Below are 22,509 nucleotides of genomic sequence, written 5' to 3'. Positions count from 1 at the left end.
CGGATTAAGTCCGGGCATGACGAATAGAGAGAAAGAGCAAATGAGGTCGTTGGGCGCTCTGGGCCAGGCCATCGAGCCTTTACACCGCCCCCTCATCCCCCTATTTTCCGCGCCAGAAACGGGGCCAAATCCGGCCGCACACGAAACGAGAAGAGTTCCCCATGCGCGCCGAGATGCAGACGCTCGCCGATGAAATCAAGCAGTCGCTCGCACTGCTGAGGAGGCATCTTTGACTGGGATGCTGCCCTCCGCCGCTTCGACGAACTGACGGCGAAAGCCGAAGATCCCGCCTTCTGGAACGATCCCGAAAAGGCGCAAGGCCTGATGCGCGAGCGCACGCGCCTTGAGGAATCCATTGGCCGCTACCGGCGCCTCGAAGCCGCGCTCAACGACAATATCGAACTGATCGAGATGGGCGAGGCCGAGGGCGATGCGGGCATCGTGAGCGAGGCCGAGGCTGCGCTTCGTGCCGCGCGCAACGAGGCGGCGGAAGCCGAGGTCGAGACGCTGCTTTCCGGCGAAGCCGACCAGAACGACACCTATGTCGAAGTCCATGCGGGCGCCGGCGGCACCGAAAGCCAAGACTGGGCGCAGATGCTGCTGCGCATGTATACGCGCTGGGCGGAAAAGCGCGGTTACAAGGTGGAGTTGATCGAGCGGCATGACGGCGAAGAGGCGGGCATCAAGTCGGCCACCATCGTCGTGAAGGGCCACAATGCCTATGGCTGGCTGAAGACGGAATCGGGTGTTCACCGGCTCGTCCGCATCTCGCCCTATGACAGCGCCGCGCGCCGCCATACGAGCTTCTCGTCCGTCTGGGTCTATCCAGTGGTCGACGATCGCATCGAGATCGAGATCAACGAGAGCGATTGCCGCGTCGACACCTATCGCGCGTCCGGCGCGGGCGGCCAGCACATCAACAAGACCGACAGCGCGGTCCGCATCACCCATATCCCGACAGGCATCGTGGTCGCCTGCCAGAACGAACGCTCGCAGCACAAGAACCGTGTCGCCGCCTGGGACATGCTGCGCGCCCGCCTCTATGAGCAGGAGTTGCAGAAGCGCGAGGAAGCCGCCGCCGCGCAGGAAGCCGGTAAAACCGATATCGGCTGGGGCCACCAGATCCGCTCCTATGTGCTGCAGCCCTATCAGATGGTGAAGGACCTGCGCACCGGCATCGAAAGCCCCGATCCCGCCAAGGTGCTGGACGGCGACCTCGACGCCTTCATGGCCGCAGCCCTTGCCGCCCGCGTGCATGGCGGCGCCGAGGCGGTCGAGGATATCGATTAGGGACAGGTGTCCCGAAAGCGGACAAACGAAAAGGCCGGAGATCGCTCTCCGGCCTTTCGCATGTCAGGTGCTGTCTGACGAAGGTTTGTCTGGCCGCTTACTGCGCCGCCGGGCGCTTCACCACCACGCCGCCATCGTTCACGACCACCGGGCTGTCATTGCCGGGGGCAGGGCGGGGCACGGCCGGGCGCGGCGCGTCCGAAACCAGCGGGCCCGAAGAGGCAGGCGGACGCGGCGCGGTGCCGCGAGCCGCCGGTGCGGCGCTCGACTGATTGATCGGATCGTCGGAATGGCGGCAATTGCCTTCGAAGAAGGCGCCGGTCTCAACCGCGAGCGCTTCATGCAGGATGTCGCCCTCGACATGGCAGGTCGAGGAAAGCTGCACGCGGCGGCCGCGAATGGTGCCGACGACGCGGCCGCGGATCACGATATCTTCAGCGACAATTTCGCCGGTGATCGAAGCCTTCTCGCCGATTGTCAGCGACTGGCTGCGAATATCGCCTTCGACAGTGCCGTCGATCTGGATGTCGCCGGTCGCGGTCAGATTGCCATGCACCACCAGGTCGGCGGAGATGATGGAGGGCGCCGTGCGAACATTGGGGCGCCGTCCGGCGCCGGCCACAGGCGCGGGAACGGGCGCGGCGGCAGCCGGCGCCTTCTCTGTGTCTTTATCCTTGTTTCGCGAAAACATATTGCCCTGCCTCGATGAACTTGGAGGGGTTACGAACGATACCGTCGAACCAGACCTCATAGTGGAGATGGGGACCGCTGCTTCGTCCAGAGGACCCGACTTTGCCTATCACATCCCGGAATGCAATTTTCTGGCCAGCCTTGACGTTCATTGAGCCAAGGTGCCCGTAGCGTGTCTTGAAGCCGTTTCCGTGGTCGATTTCGATGACCCGGCCGTAACCGCCCCGCCAGCCTGCGAAAGTGACGATTCCGGCTCCCGGTGCATATACCTTTGTACCATGAGGCGCCGCCATGTCCTCACCGGAATGGAACGCCATGCGCCCGTTGAACGGGTCGCGCCGCGAGCCGTAGCTGCTCGTCTTGCGGTAATGAATGAGGGGCTCGGCAAGTGGCATTCTTGCAATGGATTCCTCTAGATCGGCCACTTTCCTCAGATTTTGGCTGACCCGGAAGAGCTGCTTGGCAAAGGCGCTCTCGTCGCCGCCTGCCAGATCGAGCCCGCCCGCCAGTTCGATGAAGGGGCCGCCTTGGGCGGACTGGGTCGCCGAGCGCTTCAGAAGGTCGTCGGGATTGACCACTTTGGTCATGGAGACGATGGATTTCAGTTCCCGGAGCCTGCGGTCCGTCAGTTCCTCGACAGAGTTGATGAGGCCCTGCTGGGCGTGGTCAAGCTGGGCCAGCCTTGCGTCAATTTGGGCCACGACCTCGTTCGGCCGTTCGGCCCGGCCCGCAAGCTCGCCAATGTCTATGACGGCGCTGTCCTGGGGGGCTTCGATAATGAAACGCTCCAGATTGGCGGTCTGCTGCTGCGGCCTTGCCGTGGTGTGGACCAGTTCGGCCCCGCCTTCGCCCGTCCCATCGACGCGCATCAGCACCGTATTGCCGTTCGCGCTCGCTACCGTCTGGCCGGAGACCGTCTGTGCATAGTTCCGGCGCATCGTATCGAGCGTTGATCCAGCACTTTGACGCTGGCTCATAAGCATCGCCAGATGCTCATGTTTTTCCTCGAGCTGCTTGGTGGTGGCGAGGAAGCGTTCTTCGGTAATGATGAGCTGGCCGTTGAGTTCGTCATAGGCGGACTGGAGCCGCGCCACGCGCTCTTCATAGGAGGATTGCATCTTCACATAGCGGCGATCCTTGGCCGCGATGATCTGCTCCTTGAAGACGACATTGACCGAGGAATAGGCCACCCAGGTCAGGCAGGCGAAAGCGATAAACGCGAAAACCGCCTGTGTCAGCGGTGAAAGCGAAATGAACTGCACATGCCCGTGGGAGCGGATGTAAATCTGCCTCTCCACATACATATGCCGCACGAAACTGCGAAATCTGTCGGCCCAACTACGCCGCTGGTGCATGCCCCTCAATGCCCCAAGCCCCCCATTTATGTGTGCCCATTCCACCCAATTTGGCACAGGCTTACAACATACGCCGGTAGAGTTTTGAAGTTAATGGTTAATATTCATTCACCATATTTCGCTTCACGACGTTTTCGCCGGCCCGGACGGGAGCGCAGCAGCGGCCAGCGGCTCGTAGAAACCGGCAGGCAGCCCGGCTTCGTCGCGCGCCGGCTTATTGAAGGGCAGCTTCAGGGCGCCGCGGAAATGCCGTTTCACGAGGCGGTGGAAGGCGGCCTCGGCATCTTCGCCCCGCCTTTTGCAGAGATAGGCAAACCAGCGCGCTCCCGCTGCGACGTGATCCTTTTCCTCCGTATAGATCGTTTCAAGCACACGCGCACTCTCATGATCGCCCGCGCCGGTCAGCCGTCCGATCATGGCCGGCGTCACGTCGAGCCCGCGCGCCTCCAGCACCATCGGCACCACGGCGAGCCGCGCCAGAAGGTCGCTCCGCGTTTCTTCCGCCGCCTGCCAGAGCCCGTCATGGGCGGGCAGGTCGCCATAGCTCGCGCCATGCGCTGCGAGCCTCGCTTGCAGCATGGCGAAATGACGTGCCTCATCGTCACCGACCGCCACCCAGTCGTCGAAAAAGGCGCGAGGCATATCCTCGCCGGCAAAGCGCCCTGCAAGGTCGAAAGCGAGGTCGATGGCATTGAGCTCGATATGGGCAAGCGAATGGAGCAGGGCGACCCTTCCCCGCTCGCCCTTGAAGGTCCGCCTTGGCATGTCGCGCGGCAGCAGGAGCGCCGGCCGCGCAGGACGGTTCGGACGGTCGGGCATTGCCACAGTCGCACCGGGCACAAGCCCGCCCGCCCGCCAGCGCGCCGCAACGATGCGCGCCAGACGCGCCTTTTCATCCGCATCGCCGCAGAGAAGCACCTCCCGCGCGGCCTCTGCCAGCGATGTCGCGCCCATGCCGCTCAAAGCGCCTTCGCCGCCTCAAGCACCTCTTCGGCGTGCCCGTTCACCTTCACCTTCGGCCACACCTTGCGGACGACGCCCTTCTCATCGATCAGGAAGGTGCTGCGTTCGATGCCCATGAACTTGCGGCCATAAAGGCTCTTTTCCGTCCACACGCCGTAGGCCTCGAGCATCTTGCCATCCTCATCGGAAAGGAGCCGGACGGTCAGATTGTGCTTGTCGCGGAACTTGCAGTGCTTCTCGATCGAGTCCTTCGAGATGCCGAGAACGACGGTGCCCGCCGCGTCGAACTTCTTCTTCAGCGCGCTGAAGGCGATGCCCTCCGTGGTGCAGCCCGGCGTATCGTCCTTCGGATAGAAATAGAGAACGGCCCTCTTTCCCGCGAGCGACTTCAGGGAAACCGTCGAGCCGTCATCGGCGGGCAGCGAGAACGCGGGGGCCTTCTTGCCCTCGGCGGGCAGGCGGGAGCCGGCATCGGCCTTTGCTGCCGCATTGGGCTTGGCCGGGGTCTTCGCTTTTGCTGCCGCTTTGGCTTTTGCCGCCGGCTTCGGCTTGGCGGTGGAACTCTTCTTCGCGGGGGCCTTGCTCATGGATACCTAGCTCCTTGCTGCTCGGGTCTGGCGGGCTGACGGAAAACCGCGCCACTGCCGTTAATATTGTTTGCCGCACGCCGCTGGCTAGCCCCAAATTTGCAGACAGGGAACCCGGCTGGGGATAGAAAGTCGCCTGACTCGCTTTCGCCGCAATTCTCCGGTCTTCATGGCGCGGCTAGCGAGAGGAGTTAACGTAGTTCTTTGATACGCCGGACCAGTAAAATTGCCCTGGAAGTCGCGGGTGTCGCCGTTGCGGTGGTGGCGGTGCTTTTCGCCGTCCTCGCCTGGCGGCTGTCGTCGGGGCCTGTCTCGATCTCGATCCTGAACCGGATGATCGAGGATGCCGCGCGCCCGGCGCTGCAGGGCGGCGAACTCGTCATCGGCGACACAATCCTCATCTGGGCAGCCGAAGAGCGCGATCTGGCGCTGCGCCTGTCCGATGTGCAATTGAAAGGTGCCGATGGCAATGAAATCGCCACCGTGCCGCAACTCGCGTTCGACCTGAGCCTTCCGGCACTCTTTCGCGGTATGCTTGCCCCCACATCTGTCGATCTTTACGGCGTGAGCGCCACGGTCCTGCGACGGCCCGGAACCGGCGTGACGCTCGCACTGGGCGAAGAGGGAGCCGAACCCGATCCCGATGGCCGGCAGGCGGCGATACTTGGCCCGCTGATCGAGGCGCTGCTTGACGAGAGCGACATCGCGACGCCGCTCGGTTATCTGACCCGTTTCGGTATCCGGAATGCGCGACTGACTTTCGTCGACGAGGTGAACGGCGTCACCTTCGAGGCACCCAGGGCGAATATGTCAATCTATCGCGGCGACGGCGGCATCGCCGGCATGCTCGAAGCCGATTTTCAATTCGCCGAAACGACCGCGCGGCTAGAGATGAATGGCTTTCTGCCTTTAGGCGAGGAGGCTGCGCGCATAAAAGTCAGGGCGAGCGATGTTGTACCGGCGGCGTTGTCGCGCTTGTCGCCTGCCTTCTCCGACTACGCTGTTTTCGATGCGCCGCTTCACGCTGAAGGAGAAGTCGAAATCGAACGTAACGGCGATCTGAAATCGGCACGGCTGCAACTGCAATCCGGCGCAGGCGAGATCAATCTGCCGGAGCCCTGGGAAACGACGATCCCGCTTGAAAAGGCGGAAGGCGTTGTCCGCGTCGATGGCGCAACGCGGCTCATCACGGTGGAGGAACTATCCTTCAAGGCGGGCCCGCATGATGCGACTGTTTCGGGCACCATCGGTTACGAAATGGGCGAGGGGCTGAATATCGCCGCAGTCACGGCCGATCTCACGGCCGATCGCGTGCATACCGAAGTGCCGGGGTTTTTTGCAGGCCCCGTCGATCTCGATGTGATGCGCCTCAATGCACGGCTCGATTTCGACGCCATGAAGGCCGAGATCGGTGAACTCTTCGTCGGCACGGCAGGCGGCGGTATTCGCCTCGCAGGAAGCGTTACCGATGCCAAGCGTTCGCCTGCGGTCAAGGTGAGTGGCACGATCGAACCCTTGCCGCTCGATGCCTTTGTCGCGATCTGGCCTTACGAACTTGCGCGTGGCGCACGCGAATGGGTTGGCAAAAATCTTTCCGGCGGCACGCTGACCGGCGGACGTTTCGAGGTCGATCTGCCTGCCGGCATGATCGAGGACGCCGAAAACCACATTCCAATTCCGCCGGGAAACCTGCGCTTCGAATTCACCGCGAGCGGGCAGACGCTTCACTATCTCGGCGAACTGCCGCCGATGGAGGATGTCGAGGCGCGCGGCCTTGTTGAAGGCAACCGCTTCGACGCATGGGTGCCCTCTGCCGTCATCCGGCAGCAGGGCAAGGGCGATATTGCCGTAAGCGAAGGGCATTTCTACGCCGACCAGCTTGCGACCAAGGGCGCCCCCGGCCATATCGCCTTCACCGTTGCAGGCACGACGGCGGATATTCTTTCGGTACTCGACCGCGAACCGCTCGGGCTCATCAGCAATTTCGGTCTCGATCCGGCCGATGTCGGCGGCACCGGCCGGCTGACAGGCGCAATTTCCTTGCCTCTCCGGAAACACGTGGAGATGGATGAGGTGATCTTCTCCGGCACGGGCCGCGCTGAGAACGTTTCCATTCCGAACATTCAGGAAAATCTCTCTGTCACATCCGGCACGCTCGATCTGACGGTTGACCGGCAGGGTCTGAGCGCGAAGGGGCCGATCGGCCTCAGCCATGCCGCCGAGCTCGATCTCGAATGGCGCGAGAATTTCGGAGAGGGCGTCGCGCCACGCTCTTCCTACCGCCTGAAAGGTCCGCTCGACGAGGAAGGCCGAGCGGCGCTCGGCCTGAAGCTCGATGAATTTATTGCAGGCACGGCCAATATCGATGCGACTTTGAGCGGTGACGGGCGGCGTGTGAACCGAGGATCGATCGGCGCCGATCTGACGGATGCCGTGGTGCGCTTCGACGATGCGGGCTGGTGGAAACCCGCGGGAGAGCTCGCAACCGTCGCCTTCGACCTTGCCATGCTGGAAGATGGCGCTTACCGCATTTCCGGTTTCGAACTCGAAGGCGACGGCATCGAAACGCGGGGAACATTCACGATAGGACCGGCGGGTGGCCTGATTGCGGCAGACCTGCCGGTTGTGAAGCTTGGCCCCGACAATGATTTCAGTTTCCGTGCCGGGCCGGTGGCCGATGCCGCCCTGCAGATGGAAGTGAGAGGCTCGCGCTTCAATGCTCGCGGCCTTCTCAGCGGCTTCCTCGGCGGTTCCGGGAAAAAGGATCAGCCCGAAGCGCCCGCTCCGGATCCTGTCGTCCTGACCGGTGAACTCGTGAACGACCCGTTGCGCCGGACCATACTGACCGCCGATATAGATGAGGCAACCGGCCATCACGGCGCATTGTTCCGGGACGTCTCGCTTCACATGGTGCAGGTGGATCGCCAGCTCTGGTCTCTGAACCTGACGGCGATCGACAGCGACGATGCGCCCATTACAGTGACCATCGGACCGGACGGGACCGGCGAACGGACATTGCAGGCGCGGTCCGCGAATGCCGGCTCCGTCTTGCGCGCGCTCGACTTCACGCGAAGCATGCGCGGCGGCGAGCTTCGTGCGAATGGTTCATATGACGACAGCAAGCCGGGTTCGCCCCTGTCCGGCACGCTTCGTATCGACAAGTTCCGCATCGCAGATGCGCCGGTGCTCGCCAGTATCCTGACGCTTGGTTCGCTGACCGGCATCGGCGATACGATGCGCGGCGAGGGCATTTTCTTCGAACGGCTCGATCTCCCCTTTGCCTTCACCGAGAACCGCATCCATGTGAAGGACGCACGCATGTCGGGCCCCGCGATCGGTCTCACCGCGGATGGCCAGATCGACCGCGCCGAAGACAGGATCGACATCGAGGGAACGCTCGTCCCCGCCTATACGATCAATTCCTTTCTCGGCCAGGTGCCCGTGCTGGGGCCGCTGATCGTCGGGCGCGAAGGCGAGGGCGTCTTCGCCATCACCTATGGCGTTCGCGGCAAGACCGACAATCCGACCGTCATCGCCAATCCGCTCTCCGCGCTCGCGCCCGGATTCCTCCGGCGGCTCTTTGAATTTGGCGCTACCTTGCCGCCCGAGCAGCCGTCGGAACCGCCGGCTGCGGTGCAAAGTCCTGAAATTGCACCCGAAACCGCAGAATCACCCGCCGAAACGCCGCCCGCACGAAATTGAAGCTCGCGTCGTTTTTAGGATTGCGGAGCAACACTCCGCATCGGTAAGCTTCCCCATCGCTTTTGACCGGACAAGGAGGGAGGAGCCATGTCCACCAATCAGAAGATGACGATGGATGCCGCCTATGAGGCGGTCGCGCCGGACGACTTTCCGGCCATGATGGATGTCGACCGCTACGGCAAGCGCTCGACCGCTTTCGACAAGATCATCTCGGCGACCCATGACCATTTCTGGGACCCGCTGGACCCGAAATATATCGACTTCTCGCAGCCCTGGGACCTCGAGAACGAGGCACTGATGCCGGTCGATTTCAGCATGGAGCTGAAGACGGCCGTCTCCGACAAGCTCGACGAGAAGCAGAAGATCTACCTCATCAACGAGAACATCCGCTGGAGCATGTCGTCGATCCTGCATGGCGAGCAGGGCGCGCTCGCGCTCTCGGCTTCGCTCTGCCACATCCTGAAGGACCCCGGCGCGCAGGAATATGCGGCGAACCAGACCCGCGAGGAAGCGCGCCACGTGACGGGCTTTGCGCGCTACATCCAGGCGCGCTGGGGCAAGCCCACCGCTTGCGGCGTGGTGCTGGAAAAACTGCTCTGCGAGATCGTCGCCTCGCCGCTCGTCTGGAAGAAACTCGTCGGTATGCAGATGATCGTCGAGGGCCTTGCCATGGGCGCCTTCGCGACCTTCTACGCCAAGACGACCGATCCGCTGCTGAAGCGGCTGATGCAGCTCACCATGACGGACGAAGCCTTCCATCACAAGTTCGGCAAAATCTGGGCGGACCGCACCGTGCCGAACCTGCCGGAAGCCGAGCGCGATCTCATCGAGGACTGGGCGCTTGAAGTGTTCCTGACGCTGATGCGCAACTCGACCGGCCCCGAGCAGAAGAAGGAAATCTACGAGAAGGTCGGCCTCGACTGGCGCTGGGTGCAGGGCGCGCTCGCCGAGGCGCTCACCGACAAGAACATGCGCAAGGAGCTACAGGAATCGACCAATATCTTCCGTGTGCTCATCAAGACGCTGGTGAAAGCCGGCATCATCACGAGCCGCACGGCGCCCATGTATGCCGCCTATGTCGATATGGCCGAACTCTATGGCGAGGGCGACCGCATGATCGGAGACGATATTGCGGAGGAAGGCATCAAATATCTGCAGGCAATCAACGGCGCGGGCGGCGACAACGCCGTCTTCGCCCTCACGGGTGCCACGGCCGCCGAATAAGGCGGGCGCAAGTGAAAAGCGGCAGCCAATAGCCGCGGAACGCGATCGACAAGGATAAAAAAGAAGAACAGAAGAAAGAAATCAGGGAGCGTTCAGGAACTGGCCCTTCTGGCAACGGAAGGGCCAGAATTTTTTTGTGCCTCACCCCTTCGGCTTCAGCAGCACATGCTTCTTCTTGCCGAGCGAAAGCTTCACCACGCCTTCGCCCGTGAGATGCGACAGGGTCAGCGTCAGCTTCTCGTCGCTCACGGCAGAATCGTTGACGCGGACGGCGCCGCCCTTGATCTGGCGGCGCGCATCGCTGGTCGAGGCGCAAAGCCCCGCCTGCACCAGCGCGGTGAGCAGGCCGAGCCCGCCCGCAAGCTCGCCCGTTTCCACCGTGGGCAGGTCGGCACTGATCGCGCCTTCCTCGAAGGCGGTGCGGGCGGCTTCCGCCGCCTTCTCCGCTTCCGCACGGCCATGCACCATCGCCGTCGTCTCGGTGGCGAGCACTTTCTTCGCCTCGTTGATCTCCGACCCGCCAAGCGCCTCGAGCCGCGCGATCTCGCCGAGCGGCAATTCGGTGAAGAGCTTGAGGAAGCGGCCGACATCGGCATCTTCCGCATTGCGCCAGTATTGCCAATAGTCATAAGGAGACAGCATGTCGGCATTGAGCCAGACGGCACCGGACGCCGTCTTCCCCATCTTCGCGCCGGAGGAGGTGGTGAGCAGCGGGCTCGTCAGCCCGAAGACCTGCGCGCCCGCCGTGCGCCGCGCGAGTTCGATGCCATTGACGATATTGCCCCACTGGTCCGAACCTCCCATCTGCAGCTCGCAGCCATATTGCCGGTTCAGCTCCACGAAATCGTAGGCCTGCAGGATCATGTAGTTGAATTCGAGGAACGACAGGTTCTGCTCCCGGTCGAGCCGCAGCTTCACGCTGTCGAAGGAGAGCATCCGGTTCACCGAAAAATGGCGCCCGTAGTCGCGCAGGAAGTCGATGTATTGAAGCTTGTCCAGCCAGTCGCGATTATTGACCATGATCGCGCCGGTCTTGCCCTCGCCGAACTCAAGGAACTTCGCGAACACGGCCTTGATGCCGGCAAGGTTCTCGTCGATCTTCTCGTCGGTCAGCAGCGGCCTGGCCTCGTCGCGGAAGCTCGGATCGCCAATCCGCGTGGTGCCGCCGCCCATCAGCGCGATGGGCTTGCCGCCCGTCTTCTGCAGCCAGCGCAGCATCATGATCTGCATCAGATGGCCGACATGAAGGCTCGGCGCCGTCGCGTCATAGCCGATATAGCCCGTCAGCACGCGGGTCGCGGCAATCTCGTCCAGCGCGCCCGCATCGGACTGCTGGTGGATGAAGCCGCGCTGCTCGAGTTCGCGCAGGAAATCGGACTTGAAGCTGGACATGATGATCGCCCGGGTTTCGGATAGGCTGGAATTGGCGGCTGGTGTATCACGGGCCCGCCGCAGGGGCAAAACGGGCAGACGGCAGAATGATAAGAGCCTTGGGATTGATGAGCGGCACCTCGCTCGACGGGATCGACGCCGCCATCGTGGAGACGGATGGCGAGGGCGCGGTCAGGCCCGGCCCCTCGGCCTTCGTTCCCTACAAGCCCGAGGAACGGCTGATCCTCTCCATGGCGCTCGAAGCCGCCAAGTCCTGGGAGCCGGAAGCCCCCATGCCCGAGGAAATCGCCGAGGCCGAGCGACACTTCACCCTGGCGAACGCCATCGCGGTCCGCCAGCTCCTCGCCGATGCGGACTTGAAACCCGCCGACATCTCGGTGATCGGCTTTCACGGGCAAACCGTGCTCCACCAGCCGGAGCGCCGCCGCACGGTGCAGATCGGCCTCGGCGACGTGCTGGCGCGCCTCACCGGCATCGACGTCATCAATGATTTCCGCAGCGCCGATGTGGCGGCCGGCGGGCAGGGCGCGCCGCTCGTGCCGCTCTATCACCAGGCGCTGGCGCGCAGCGCGGGTATCTCGGAGCCCGTCGCCATCATCAATATAGGCGGCGTCGGCAACATCACCTTTGTCGGCACGGACGGCGCGCTGATCGCCTTCGACACCGGCCCCGGCAATGCGCTGATCGACGACTGGGCCCATGCCCATACCGGCGAGCCGGTGGACCGCGACGGCGCAATGGCGGGCGCGGGCGAAGTCGACATGGAAGCGCTGGAGCGCCTCATGGCGCATCCCTTCTTCGAGGCGCCGCCGCCGAAATCGCTCGACCGATTTTCCTTCTCGCCCGATGCGGTGAGCCACCTCTCCGCGCCCGACGGTGCGGCGACCCTCACCGCCTTCACCGTGGAGGCGATCGCGCGCGGCCTCGCCCATGTGCCGGGCGTGCCCTCGCGCTTCATCGTCAGCGGCGGCGGGCGGCACAACCCGGTGCTGATGTCCATGCTGAGCCGCAGGCTCCAGGGCGGTGTTCTGCCTGCGGAGGATCTCGGCTGGCGCGGCGACGACATCGAAGCCGAAGCCTTCGCCTACCTCGCCGTCCGCGCGCTCCGCGGCAAACCCCTCAGCCTGCCGGGCACGACGGGCGTGCCGGAGCCCATGCCGGGCGGGCAGTTGCACCGGGCGGGGAAGGTGTTGGGGTAGGGTAGTATTCTATGTTTTCAAGGGAATCCTGGGTTTCCGCCTTATTGATCTGGGTACAAATGGATGAACGAAGATGACTGTCGTGCGTGACCTGAGTCACAACCTTCATCCAGTTGGAAACAGAGTCCTTTGAACATTTGAACTTGTTGGGCTCGGTGATGCGAAGGGACAGAGTTATAAGGTCAGTCCGAGCGCATTTGGAAGCGAGATTGAGCACATTCAGCCCTAAAGACGGAGCAGAAAATCTTCTCGAGGTACCGCAGCAAGCTTCGCATTTGCCGCTAAACCTGCTCCGTCTCAAACCTTCTCCGTCTCCTTCGGCTTCGAAGCGGCGCGGGGTTTTTCCTCGGCTTTGGGTTTGGGCAGGAGGCGGAAGCGGGATTGGCACCAGGCGAAGTCGACGCCGACATCGAGCAGCGCGTCGGAGCGCCCGCAGGGGCAGGCAAATTCCATCACGGCGAAGACGACATAGGTCTCGCCGGCCTGCAGCGGCACGGGCCAGCCCGTTACATGGTTCGGCGCAGTATTGACGCAGAGAACGAGATCGCCGGGGCCGATTGCGTCGCTCATGGCTTCCATCCCTTGGGCCTTGTTCCGGGGAGAGAATAGTCCGCGGGGTGCGAGCCGGGAAGATCGCTAACCAGCGAACAGCGTCCGCGTCTCACCCCTTCTCGGGTGCGGCGGCGAGGCGCTTGTTGAGATAGGCGCCGACGGTGGCGGCGAGCGGCTCGAGCTTCGTCTCGAAGAAGTGGTTGGCGCCGTCCACCGTCGCGTGCTCGATGGTGATGCCCTTCTGCGTCTTGAGGCGCTCCACCAGCTTCAGCACATCGGCCTGCGGCGCTACCTGGTCGATGCCGCCATTGATGATGATGCCGGAGGAGGGGCAGGGCGCGAGAAACGAGAAGTCATACATGTTGGCGGGCGGCGCGACCGAGATGAAACCCTCGATCTCGGGCCGGCGCATCAGCACCTGCATGGCGATCCAGGCGCCGAAGGAAAAGCCGCCGATCCAGCATTGCGAGGCGTCCGAATTCTGCGATTGCAGCCAGTCGAGTGCGGACGCCGCATCCGAGAGCTCGCCGATCCCTGAGTCGAAGGCACCCTGGCTTCGCCCGACGCCCCGGAAATTGAACCGCAGCACCGAAAAGCCCCGCTGCACGAAGGCCTGATAAAGCGCATAGGTGACCGGGTTGTTCATGGTCCCGCCGAATTGCGGGTGCGGGTGAAGCACCAGCGCCACGGGCGAATTGGCCTTTTTGCTGTGGTGATAGCGGCCTTCGATACGGCCGGCCGGACCATTGAAAATCACTTCGGGCATGTCTGGGTCTGCTTCGGTTCAGGCGTTACTGGGGCGGGCCAAAAGCCCGACTGTGGCAATCGGACAAATTTCCGCGAAAAACGGCCATCTCCTCTGGAAAAACCGTTCGGAGATGCTAAGTAGTTGACTATGGCGCTAGGAAATTCTAAGGCCTAGCCCCGGAAGCCCCCGGCGACTCAGCCGATTTCTGCCCGAAAGGGCGGAAATCCGGGCTGTCTCGGCCTCGGGCGCACGTTCTTAACACAGGCGGCGGGCACTTGTGCAAGCTTTTGGGCCCGTCCCGCCCCGTCCATGAAGGAGTTGCCCCGTGAAGCTCACCACGAAGGGACGTTATGCGGTGATGGCGATGGCGGACCTCGCCCGCCATTCGAGCGGCAGCCCGGTGGCGCTGGCCGAAATCGCAGACCGGCAGGAAATCTCGCTCTCCTATCTGGAGCAGCTTTTTGCGAAGCTCCGGCGCGGCAATCTGGTGAAAAGCGTGCGCGGCCCCGGCGGCGGCTATCTCCTGTCGCGGGCGGCGGACGAGATCCGCATTTCCGATGTGATCCTCGCGGTCGACGAGCCGATCAAGGCGACGCGCTGCGAGCTGGGCTCGCCCCGCGGCTGCATGCCGTCTGCCGGCCGCTGCATCACCCATGACCTCTGGGAAGGCCTCAGCCACCACATCCAGATCTATCTGGGCTCCGTCTCGCTCGGCGATGTCATCAATGGCCGCGTCGCCGCGCAGCAGGGCCTCGACACGCTCCGCAAGGCCGGACAGGCAATCGCCGCCGATTGAGCGCGGCGGGAAGGCGGACCTGACACCATGACGGAAAGGCGCGTCTATATGGATCACAATGCGACGACACCGCTGCGCCCGGAAGCGCGGGCGGCGGTGCATGCGGCGCTTGAGGTTCCGGGCAATCCCTCCTCGGTCCATGCCGAGGGGCGGGCGGCGCGCGCCCTGATCGAGAAGGCGCGGGGCGAGGTCGCAAGGCTCGCCGGCGCAAAGCCCGCCGAGGTGATCTTCACGAGTGGCGGCACGGAAGCAGCCCGCATGGCTTGTCATGCGGCGCGTGAGGCGCAGGGCGTGACGCGGCTCATTGTGAGCGCGGTGGAGCATGAAGCCGTCCGCGCTTCTGCCGAAGCGAGCGGATTGCCGGTCGAGACGCTCCCTGTCGATTCCGAAGGCCGCGCGGACCTCGCGGCGCTGAAGTCTTTGCTTGAGGCGGGCGAGGGCAAGGCGCTGGTGGCGCTGATGCTGGCGAACAATGAGACCGGCGTGATCGAGCCCGTGGCCGAAGCCGCGCGGATCGCGCATGAGGCAGGCGCGCTGCTGCTCTGCGACGCCGTGCAGGCGGCAGGCAAGATGCCGCTCGAATTCGCGAGCCTCGGCGCAGACATGATGCTGCTCGCAGGCCACAAGCTTGGAGCGCCGATGGGCGTCGGCGCGCTTGTCATCCGCGAGGGCCTGCCCTTTGCTGCGCTTGCCGTGGGCGGCGGGCAGGAAATGCGCCGCCGCGCGGGCAGCGAGAATGTGAGCGGCATTGCAGGCTTCGGCGCGGCTGCCGCTGCGGCGCTTGCCGGGCTCAATGATTTCGCGGCGCTCGCCCGTCTCCGCGACCGGCTCGAGGCCGAAATCGCGGCAAATGCGCCGGATGCGGTTTTCTTCGGCGGGAAGGCGGAACGCCTCGCCAATACATGTTATGTCGCGGCACCGGGCCTCGACGCCGAAACCATGCTGATGGCGCTCGATCTCGATGGCATCGCGGTGAGCGCGGGCGCGGCCTGCTCCTCCGGCAAGGTGGGGAGCCCCCGCGTGCTGGAAGCGATGGGCGTACCGCCCGCGCTGTCGAAAGGCGCGATCCGCGTCAGCCTCGGCTGGACGAGCGAGCCGGACGATGTGAACCGCTTCGTTGCGAGCTGGAGCCGCGCTTACGAGCGCGCGAAGGCGAAAGTGAAGACAAGTGTAAATGCGGGCGCGCCAAGGCCGCTCGCATCCGTGGAGAGTTGATATGGCTGCCGTGCGGGAAACCGTCGAAACCGTTGGTGAAGTCGAGAAGTACAAGTACGGCTTCACGACCGATATCGAATCCGAAAAGGCCCCGCTGGGTCTGACGGAGGATACGGTTCGCTTCATCTCCGCCAAGAAGAACGAGCCCGCATGGCTGCTCGAATGGCGGCTTGCGGCCTTCCGCCGCTGGCTGACCATGGACGAGCCCACCTGGGCGAAGGTTTCCTATCCGCCGATCGATTTTCAGGACGCCTATTATTATGCGGCGCCGAAACAGAAGGTGAAGCTCGACAGTCTCGATCAGGTGGACCCGAAACTCCTCGAAACCTATGAGAAGCTCGGCATTCCGCTGACCGAACAGAAGATGCTCGCGGGCGTCGCCGTCGATGCCGTGTTCGACAGCGTCTCGGTCGTCACCACCTTCAAGGAAAAGCTTGCGGAAGTCGGCGTGATCTTCTGCCCCATGTCGGAAGCCGTGCAGAAGCATCCCGAACTCGTGAAGAAATATCTCGGCACCGTCGTTCCGGCGTCGGACAATTTCTACGCGACATTGAACTCCGCCGTCTTCTCGGAAGGCTCCTTCGTCTATATCCCCGAAGGTGTCCGCTGCCCGATGGAGCTGTCGACCTATTTCCGCATCAACGAAAAGCAGACCGGACAGTTCGAGCGCACGCTCATCATTGCCGACAAGGGATCGTACGTCAGCTATCTCGAAGGCTGCACCGCGCCGCAGCGCGACGAGAACCAGCTCCACGCAGCGGTGGTGGAGCTTGTCACACTCGACGATGCCGAGATCAAGTATTCGACGGTGCAGAACTGGTATCCGGGCGACGAGGAAGGCAAGGGCGGCGTCTACAATTTCGTGACGAAGCGCGGCGATTGCCGCGGCGCGAATTCGAAGATCTCATGGACGCAAGTCGAGACGGGCTCCGCCATCACCTGGAAATATCCGAGTTGCATCCTGCGCGGCGACAATTCGCGCGGCGAGTTCTACTCGATCGCGATCTCGAATGGCCGCCAGCAGGTCGATAGCGGCACAAAGATGATCCATCTCGGCCGCAATACGACGAGCCGGATCATCTCCAAGGGCATTTCCGCCGGCAAGTCGTCCAACACCTATCGCGGGCTCGTCAGCGTTCACCGCAAGGCGGAGAATGTGCGGAATTTCACGCAATGCGACAGCCTGCTGATCGGCGACAAATGCTCGGCGCATACGGTTCCCTATATCGAGACGAAAAACCCGAGCGCCATTCTGGAGCATGAGGCGACGACCTCGAAGATCAGCGACGACCAACTGTTCTACTGCATGCAGCGCGGTATCGGCGAGGAAGAGGCGGTGGCCTTGATCGTCAACGGTTTCTGCCGCGACGTGTTGCAGCAGCTGCCGATGGAATTTGCCGTCGAGGCTCAGAAGCTCGTCGGCATCAGCCTTGAAGGAAGCGTCGGCTAGGACGTTTGAAGTGAAAGAAGTGAATATGCTCGAGATCAAAAACCTGCACGCAAAAGTGGACGGCAAGGAAATCCTGAAAGGGATCGACCTCGACATCCGTGCGGGCGAAGTGCATGCCATCATGGGGCCGAACGGCTCCGGCAAGTCGACGCTCTCCTATGTGCTTGCGGGCCGCGAGGGCTATGACATCACGGAAGGCGCGATCCGCTTCAAGGGCCGCGATCTGACGGAGATGAGCGTGGATGAACGCGCCGCAGCGGGTATCTTCCTCGCCTTCCAGTACCCGCTGGAAATTCCGGGCGTCACCACCATGACCTTCCTCAAGACCGCACTCAACGCACAGCGCAAGGCACGCGGCGAAGATGAGCTCGATGCCGTGCGCTTCCTGAAGCTCGTGCGCGAAAAGGCAAAACCCTTGAACGTTAATGACGACATGCTGAAACGCGCCCTCAACGTCGGCTATTCCGGCGGCGAGAAGAAGCGCGCCGAGGTGCTGCAGATGTCGCTGCTCGAACCCGCGCTCTGCGTGCTCGACGAAACCGACTCCGGCCTCGATATCGACGCGCTGAAGACGGTGGCCGAAGGCGTCAACGCGCTGCGCTCGCCCGAACGCGCCATGATCGTCATTACGCATTACCAGCGCCTGCTCGACTATATCGTGCCGGATGTCGTGCATGTTCTGTCGCAGGGCCGCATCGTGAAGACGGGCGGGAAGGAGCTGGCGCTCGAACTCGAAAAATCCGGCTATGCCGGCTATGGCGCAGACGCCGCGTGAGTGAGACCATGAACGATAAGGCGACGGCAAATTTCGTGACGGCATTCGAGATGTCGGGCAATGAACTCCCCGGCGCCGGAGGCTGGCTTGCGCGCCGCCGCTCGGCTGCCGTCAAGGCGTTTGCTGAATCGGGCCTGCCGCATCGCCGCCTCGAGGACTGGAAATATACCGATCTCCGCCAGGCGCTCGACAAGGCGGGTTTCGCGCCCGCGCCCGAACACAAGGGCGCGGTGATCCTGCCGGAAACAAGCGCCGCCACCGCCTTTGCGAGCATCGACGCATTCAGGCTCGTCTTCGTGAATGGCCGCTTCCATGAAGGCCTTTCCGAATCCGTGCGGCTGCCGAAGGGCGTGGAACTTCACCGCCTTGCCGATGTGCTGAGCGAGCAATGGGCGAAGACGCTGATCGAGCGCCGGATGGACGAGGCGCGGCAGGCGGAAAACATTGTCGAACTGAACACGGCCCTGATGGCGGATGGCATGGCGCTCCGCATCCGCAAAGGCGTCACGCTCGACAAGCCGCTGCATCTCGTATTCGTGGCCGCGGATGCCGGCGCCTCTCACACACGCAATCTTGTGCTGCTGGAGGAGGGTGCCGAAGCCTCGATCCTCGAAAGCCATCTCGGCGGCAAGGCGGCGCTCGCCGACATCGTGACGGATGTCGAGCTTGGGGCGGGAGCCACGCTCCGCCATGTGAAGCTGCAGGACGAGACGGCGGATGCCGTTCACATCTCGACGCTGCGCGCGACGCTGGCCGCAAAGGCGCGGCTTGAAAGCTTCACGCTGACGCTAGGCTGCGGCCTTTCCCGCTCGCAGAACTTCATCCGCTTCGAGGGCGAGGGCGCCCATGCAAGCGTCGACGGCGCCTACGCACTCCGCGCAAAGCAGCACTTCGATACGTTCTCCGTGGTCGATCATGCCGTTCCCGCCTGCACCAGCCACACATTGTTCAAGGGCGTGCTGGACGGCGAGGCGGAAGGCGTGTTCCAGGGCAAGGTGATCGTGCGCCCCAATGCGCAGAAGACCGATGGCCGCCAGATGACGCAGGCGCTGCTCTTGTCGCGCGATGCTTCGATGAACGCAAAGCCTGAACTCGAAATCTATGCGGACGATGTGCAATGCGCGCATGGCTCCACGGTGGGCGAATTGTCGAAGGACGCGATCTTCTATCTGCGCTCGCGCGGCATCCCGAAAGCCGAAGCCCGCCGCCTGCTCGTGCTTGCCTTCCTCGAAGAAGCGATCGAACTCGCCCCGCATAAAGAGGCCCGGGAAATATTCCGAGATCTCGTCTCGGGCTGGTTCGAGGAGGCGGCATCATGAACAAGCCACTTCTGACCACCGGGCCATACGACGTTCAGAAGATCAGGGCCGACTTCCCGATCCTTTTACGCGAGGTCTATGGCAAGCCGCTCGTCTATCTCGACAATGCCGCCTCGGCCCAGAAGCCGAAGCAGGTATTGGACGCGATAGCCGAAGCCTATGGAAATGAATATTCGAATGTTCATCGCGGCATGCATTATCTCTCCAACGCTGCGACCGAGAAGTTTGAGCAGGCCCGCGAAACGGCGCGCGCCTTCCTGAATGCCGCGTCGACGGACGAGATCATCTTCACTTCCGGTGCAACGGATGCGATCAACCTTGTCGCATCCTCCTTTGCCGAACCGATGATCGAAGCGGGCGACGAGATCATCCTCTCCGTGCTTGAGCATCATTCGAATATTGTCCCCTGGCATTTCCTGCGCGAGCGGTTCGGCGCGGTGCTGAAATTCGTGCCTGCGTTCGATGACGGCTCGCTCGATATCGGCGCTTATCGCGCGCTTTTCTCGCCGCGCACGAAGATGGTGGCGATGACGCATATGTCGAATGCGCTCGGCACCATCACGCCGATCAGGGAGATGATCCGCTTCGCGCATGACAAGAGTGTGCCGGTCCTCGTCGATGGCTGCCAGAGCGTTGTCCACTTGCCGACCGATGTGCGCGACCTCGATTGCGATTTCCTCGTCTGCTCGGGCCACAAGCTCTATGGGCCGACAGGCATCGGCCTGCTTTACGCCAAGGCCGAACATCTGAAGAAGATGCGGCCCTATCGCGGCGGCGGCGAGATGATCCGCGAAGTGACCCTCGAAAACGTGACCTATGCTGCGCCGCCACATCGCTTCGAGGCGGGCACGCCTGCAATCGTCCAGGCGATCGGCCTTGGCGCTGCACTTGCCTATATCGAGAGCATCGGCCGCGAGCGCATTCTCGCGCATGAGGTTGCGCTGCGCGATTACGCGACGCGGCGGCTTTCAGAGATCAACAGCCTGCGCATTGTTGGCATGGCGAAGGAAAAGGGCAGCATCGTCTCTTTCGTGATGGAAAATGCGCATCCGCACGATATCGCAACCGTGATCGACCGTGCGGGCGTCGCCGTCCGCGCCGGGCATCACTGCGCACAGCCTGTGATGGAGCGCTTCGGCGTCGGCGCGACGACGCGCGCCTCCTTCGCGATGTACAATACGCTGGAAGAAGTGGACCGGCTGGCGGAAGCATTGATCGACGCCAAGCGGTTCTTCGAGTGAGGCCGATGATGGAAGAGGCAAAGATGAGGGATGGAACGGAACAGGCGGCGGCGGAAGCGCCGGTGCAGGCCTCCGCCATTCCGCCCGAGGAGCTGGAGCGCCTGACGGATGACATCATCGCGGCGCTGAAATCGGTCTATGACCCGGAAATCCCGGTTGATATTTACGAACTCGGCCTCATCTACAAGGTGGACATCTCGGACGACCGCGATGTGGTGATCGACATGACGCTGACGGCGCCGGGCTGCCCCGTGGCGGGCACCATGCCCGTCATGGTCGAGGATGCGGTCCGCAGCGTCGAAGGCGTCGGCGACGTCCGCGTTGAGATGACATTCGATCCGCCCTGGGATCCGAGCCGGATGTCCGATGAAGCGCGCGTTGCGCTGAACATGTATTGAGCGAGGTGCGGGAAGTGGCGAGACCCATGCCAAAGGCAATTACATTGACGGATGCCGCCGCCGAGCGGATGCGCCAGATCATGGCCGCATCTGGCGGGAAATTTATCGGCGTGCGCATTGGCGTGAAGAATGGCGGCTGCGCCGGCATGGAATACACGATGGAATATGCCGAAGAGCAGAAGCCGCTCGATGAAGTGGTGGAAGATCGCGGTGTGAAAATTCTGATCGACCCGAAGGCGATCCTTTTTCTGCTCGGCACGGAAATGGATTATGCGGCGGACAAGTTTTCCTCCGGCTTCCGCTTCAACAATCCGAACCAGACCGATGCCTGCGGCTGCGGCGAGAGCGTGACCATCACGCCCGCCACCGTCTGACCGCGGTATGGCCGTCAGCCCCGAATACAAGGAATTCGTGAGCGAGCAGCTGGAGCCGCTCGGCCCCGTCCGCATCCGCAACATGTTCGGTGGCGCCGGGGTCTATTTCGACGATCTCATGTTCGGACTGATTGCGGGCGAAACGCTTTTCTTCAAGGTGGACGACAGGAACCGCGCCGACTACGAGGCGGAGCAGATGGGCCCCTTCGTCTACGAGCCGCCCTCCGGCAAGTCGGTCGCGATGTCCTATTACGAATTGCCCGAGCGGCTTTATGACGATGCCGACGAGCTTGTCGCCTGGGCGCGCAAGGCGCTCGACGCCGCGCTGGCGGCGAAGGTGTTCATACCCATGTGCATTAACGTAGAAACACAAAATGGGTTCTGTCAAACAGAATATCGGTCTGTTTTTGCCAGCGTTAACCATGAAATGAGTTTTTCTTTTAACTCCAATGGCTTAATTGACTTATTTTATGTTTTATTTTTGTGCCGCGAGGGCGCGCAGTGAGAGACCGACAACACAAATCGAGTTCTCTCGCTGCAAGGCTCGTGGCCATGCGCTCGCATTTGGGTTGCTCACAAAAGGAGATGTCGAAGAGATACCGCCTTGGCCCCTCGACCTGGCAGCGCTGGGAGCAGTTGAATGAGGCACCCAACCCGAAGGTACTTGAGCAGTTGCTTCAAGATGGCTTCGACATCCATTGGGTGCTGACCGGAGTGGGATCGATGCTGCGGCCGTCCCCGGATGACCAGGAGAAGCGCGGCTTCAGCGACTTGCCTGCGGCGGCGCTTGAGGCAAAAGATATGGACCGCGGCGGCTTCGTTCGCATCCCTCGATACGATGTGAAGGCGAGCGCGGGCGGCGGATCGTTTTACGAGGAGCAGAACCTGAACGGCGGCATCGCCTTCAGCCGCGAATGGCTCCACCGGGCGCTGCGCGCCAATCCGGCGGACCTGATGCTGGTGGAAGCAGCGGGCGACTCGATGCCGGGCATCGCCGATGACGGGGCGCTGCTCCTGCTGGACAAGAGCGACCCGATATTCCGGGGCGACGGCGCCTATGTCTTTGTCGTCGACGGGCTCTTGATGGTGAAGAACCTGCGCCTCCTGCTCGACGGCTCGCTGGAGGTCACAAGCGCCGACGAGCACCAGTCCATGCGGGAAGTGATCGCCCGCAAGGACCTCGAAAAGGTCAGGATCGTCGGAAGGGTAATCTGGAAAGCCGGCAGGGCCTGAGGGAGT

At 62.8% G+C, this 22,509-nt stretch carries 21 protein-coding genes; 14 read left to right on the top strand and 7 right to left on the bottom strand.

Going from position 1 to position 22,509, the window contains the following annotated elements; translation table 11 throughout:
- Positions 1 to 161 precede the first annotated feature (161 nt).
- A protein-coding gene (prfB, locus tag ACK4FH_RS13550; RefSeq protein ID WP_409814602.1) for a peptide chain release factor 2 occupies positions 162 to 1,290 on the top strand; the annotation gives its coding sequence in 2 pieces (ribosomal slippage) (positions 162 to 230 and positions 232 to 1,290; 1,128 coding nt in all).
- Positions 1,291 to 1,387: 97 nt separating this feature from the next.
- Here prfB and ACK4FH_RS13545 read toward each other — a convergent pair.
- The 4 genes from ACK4FH_RS13545 to bcp form a co-directional block, all read right to left on the bottom strand.
- Positions 1,388 to 1,981 carry a polymer-forming cytoskeletal protein gene (locus ACK4FH_RS13545; protein ID WP_409814600.1) on the bottom strand — a complete coding sequence of 198 codons (594 nt, stop codon included), beginning with the start codon at positions 1,979 to 1,981 and terminating at the stop codon, positions 1,388 to 1,390.
- Positions 1,959 to 3,335 (bottom strand): peptidoglycan DD-metalloendopeptidase family protein, encoded by a 1,377-nt coding sequence (locus tag ACK4FH_RS13540; RefSeq protein WP_409814597.1) that lies wholly within the window; start codon positions 3,333 to 3,335, stop codon positions 1,959 to 1,961. Before ACK4FH_RS13540 ends, ACK4FH_RS13545 begins: the two co-directional genes overlap by 23 nt.
- Positions 3,336 to 3,458: 123 nt before the next feature.
- Positions 3,459 to 4,289, bottom strand: coding sequence for a ferritin-like domain-containing protein (locus ACK4FH_RS13535; protein WP_409815315.1), 831 nt, complete (start codon positions 4,287 to 4,289; stop codon positions 3,459 to 3,461).
- Positions 4,290 to 4,294: 5 nt separating this feature from the next.
- Positions 4,295 to 4,885 (bottom strand): thioredoxin-dependent thiol peroxidase, encoded by a 591-nt coding sequence (bcp, locus tag ACK4FH_RS13530; protein WP_409814594.1) that lies wholly within the window; start codon positions 4,883 to 4,885, stop codon positions 4,295 to 4,297.
- Between the two features lie 204 nt (positions 4,886 to 5,089).
- On the opposite strand from bcp, the gene ACK4FH_RS13525 reads away from it, so the two are divergent.
- Together ACK4FH_RS13525 and ACK4FH_RS13520 are read left to right on the top strand one after the other, a co-directional pair.
- Positions 5,090 to 8,587 carry an AsmA-like C-terminal domain-containing protein gene (locus tag ACK4FH_RS13525; RefSeq protein WP_409814591.1) on the top strand — a complete coding sequence of 1,166 codons (3,498 nt, stop codon included), beginning with the start codon at positions 5,090 to 5,092 and terminating at the stop codon, positions 8,585 to 8,587.
- An 87-nt stretch (positions 8,588 to 8,674) separates the two neighbouring features.
- Positions 8,675 to 9,811 carry a ferritin-like domain-containing protein gene (locus ACK4FH_RS13520; RefSeq protein WP_409814589.1) on the top strand — a complete coding sequence of 379 codons (1,137 nt, stop codon included), beginning with the start codon at positions 8,675 to 8,677 and terminating at the stop codon, positions 9,809 to 9,811.
- Between the two features lie 141 nt (positions 9,812 to 9,952).
- Here ACK4FH_RS13520 and tyrS read toward each other — a convergent pair whose 3' ends face one another.
- Complete coding sequence (tyrS, locus tag ACK4FH_RS13515) at positions 9,953 to 11,203, bottom strand: tyrosine--tRNA ligase (protein WP_409814586.1); 1,251 nt, start codon at positions 11,201 to 11,203, stop codon at positions 9,953 to 9,955.
- 86 nt (positions 11,204 to 11,289) lie between these two features.
- On the opposite strand from tyrS, the gene ACK4FH_RS13510 reads away from it, so the two are divergent.
- Positions 11,290 to 12,402 (top strand): anhydro-N-acetylmuramic acid kinase, encoded by a 1,113-nt coding sequence (locus ACK4FH_RS13510; RefSeq protein WP_409814584.1) that lies wholly within the window; start codon positions 11,290 to 11,292, stop codon positions 12,400 to 12,402.
- A gap of 297 nt (positions 12,403 to 12,699) precedes the next feature.
- Here the strand turns inward: ACK4FH_RS13510 and ACK4FH_RS13505 are convergent, their stop codons facing one another.
- Both ACK4FH_RS13505 and ACK4FH_RS13500 read right to left on the bottom strand, forming a co-directional pair.
- Positions 12,700 to 12,972 carry a hypothetical protein gene (locus tag ACK4FH_RS13505; protein ID WP_409814582.1) on the bottom strand — a complete coding sequence of 91 codons (273 nt, stop codon included), beginning with the start codon at positions 12,970 to 12,972 and terminating at the stop codon, positions 12,700 to 12,702.
- 91 nt (positions 12,973 to 13,063) lie between these two features.
- Positions 13,064 to 13,720 carry an alpha/beta hydrolase gene (locus tag ACK4FH_RS13500; protein WP_409814580.1) on the bottom strand — a complete coding sequence of 219 codons (657 nt, stop codon included), beginning with the start codon at positions 13,718 to 13,720 and terminating at the stop codon, positions 13,064 to 13,066.
- Positions 13,721 to 14,027: 307 nt separating this feature from the next.
- Between ACK4FH_RS13500 and ACK4FH_RS13495 the strand changes: the two genes are divergently transcribed.
- From ACK4FH_RS13495 to ACK4FH_RS13450, 10 genes are all read left to right on the top strand, one after another.
- Positions 14,028 to 14,498: an Rrf2 family transcriptional regulator gene (locus ACK4FH_RS13495; RefSeq protein WP_409814578.1), complete on the top strand. Its 471-nt coding sequence runs from the start codon at positions 14,028 to 14,030 to the stop codon at positions 14,496 to 14,498.
- A 27-nt stretch (positions 14,499 to 14,525) separates the two neighbouring features.
- Positions 14,526 to 15,713, top strand: a complete 1,188-nt coding sequence (locus tag ACK4FH_RS13490; RefSeq protein ID WP_409814577.1) for a cysteine desulfurase family protein — start codon at positions 14,526 to 14,528, stop codon at positions 15,711 to 15,713.
- 1 nt (position 15,714) lies between these two features.
- Positions 15,715 to 17,163 carry a Fe-S cluster assembly protein SufB gene (sufB, locus tag ACK4FH_RS13485; RefSeq protein WP_409814575.1) on the top strand — a complete coding sequence of 483 codons (1,449 nt, stop codon included), beginning with the start codon at positions 15,715 to 15,717 and terminating at the stop codon, positions 17,161 to 17,163.
- 25 nt (positions 17,164 to 17,188) lie between these two features.
- Positions 17,189 to 17,938, top strand: coding sequence for a Fe-S cluster assembly ATPase SufC (gene sufC, locus ACK4FH_RS13480; protein ID WP_409814572.1), 750 nt, complete (start codon positions 17,189 to 17,191; stop codon positions 17,936 to 17,938).
- Positions 17,939 to 17,946: 8 nt separating this feature from the next.
- A complete protein-coding gene (sufD, locus tag ACK4FH_RS13475; RefSeq protein ID WP_409814570.1) occupies positions 17,947 to 19,257 on the top strand; it encodes a Fe-S cluster assembly protein SufD in 1,311 nt (436 codons plus the stop codon).
- A complete protein-coding gene (locus ACK4FH_RS13470; protein WP_409814567.1) occupies positions 19,254 to 20,498 on the top strand; it encodes a cysteine desulfurase in 1,245 nt (414 codons plus the stop codon). The genes sufD and ACK4FH_RS13470 overlap by 4 nt, the downstream gene beginning before the upstream one ends.
- 23 nt (positions 20,499 to 20,521) lie before the next feature.
- A complete protein-coding gene (locus ACK4FH_RS13465) occupies positions 20,522 to 20,896 on the top strand; it encodes an SUF system Fe-S cluster assembly protein (protein WP_409814565.1) in 375 nt (124 codons plus the stop codon).
- A 26-nt stretch (positions 20,897 to 20,922) separates the two neighbouring features.
- A complete protein-coding gene (locus ACK4FH_RS13460) occupies positions 20,923 to 21,270 on the top strand; it encodes a HesB/IscA family protein (protein WP_409814563.1) in 348 nt (115 codons plus the stop codon).
- Between the two features lie 37 nt (positions 21,271 to 21,307).
- On the top strand, positions 21,308 to 21,775 hold the full coding sequence (locus ACK4FH_RS13455) for a TfoX/Sxy family protein (RefSeq protein WP_409814562.1): 468 nt from the start codon (positions 21,308 to 21,310) through the stop codon (positions 21,773 to 21,775).
- Positions 21,776 to 21,855: 80 nt separating this feature from the next.
- The gene (locus ACK4FH_RS13450; RefSeq protein ID WP_409814560.1) at positions 21,856 to 22,503 is read left to right on the top strand and encodes a helix-turn-helix transcriptional regulator; all 648 of its coding nucleotides are present in this window, start codon (positions 21,856 to 21,858) and stop codon (positions 22,501 to 22,503) included.
- Positions 22,504 to 22,509: the final 6 nt, after the last annotated feature.

The organism is Parvibaculum sp. (assembly GCF_046297875.1).
Taxonomy (GTDB): Bacteria; Pseudomonadota; Alphaproteobacteria; order Parvibaculales; family Parvibaculaceae; genus Parvibaculum.
The sequence above is the reverse complement of the archived record's forward strand: the minus strand, read 5'-3'. Positions and strand labels throughout refer to the sequence as shown.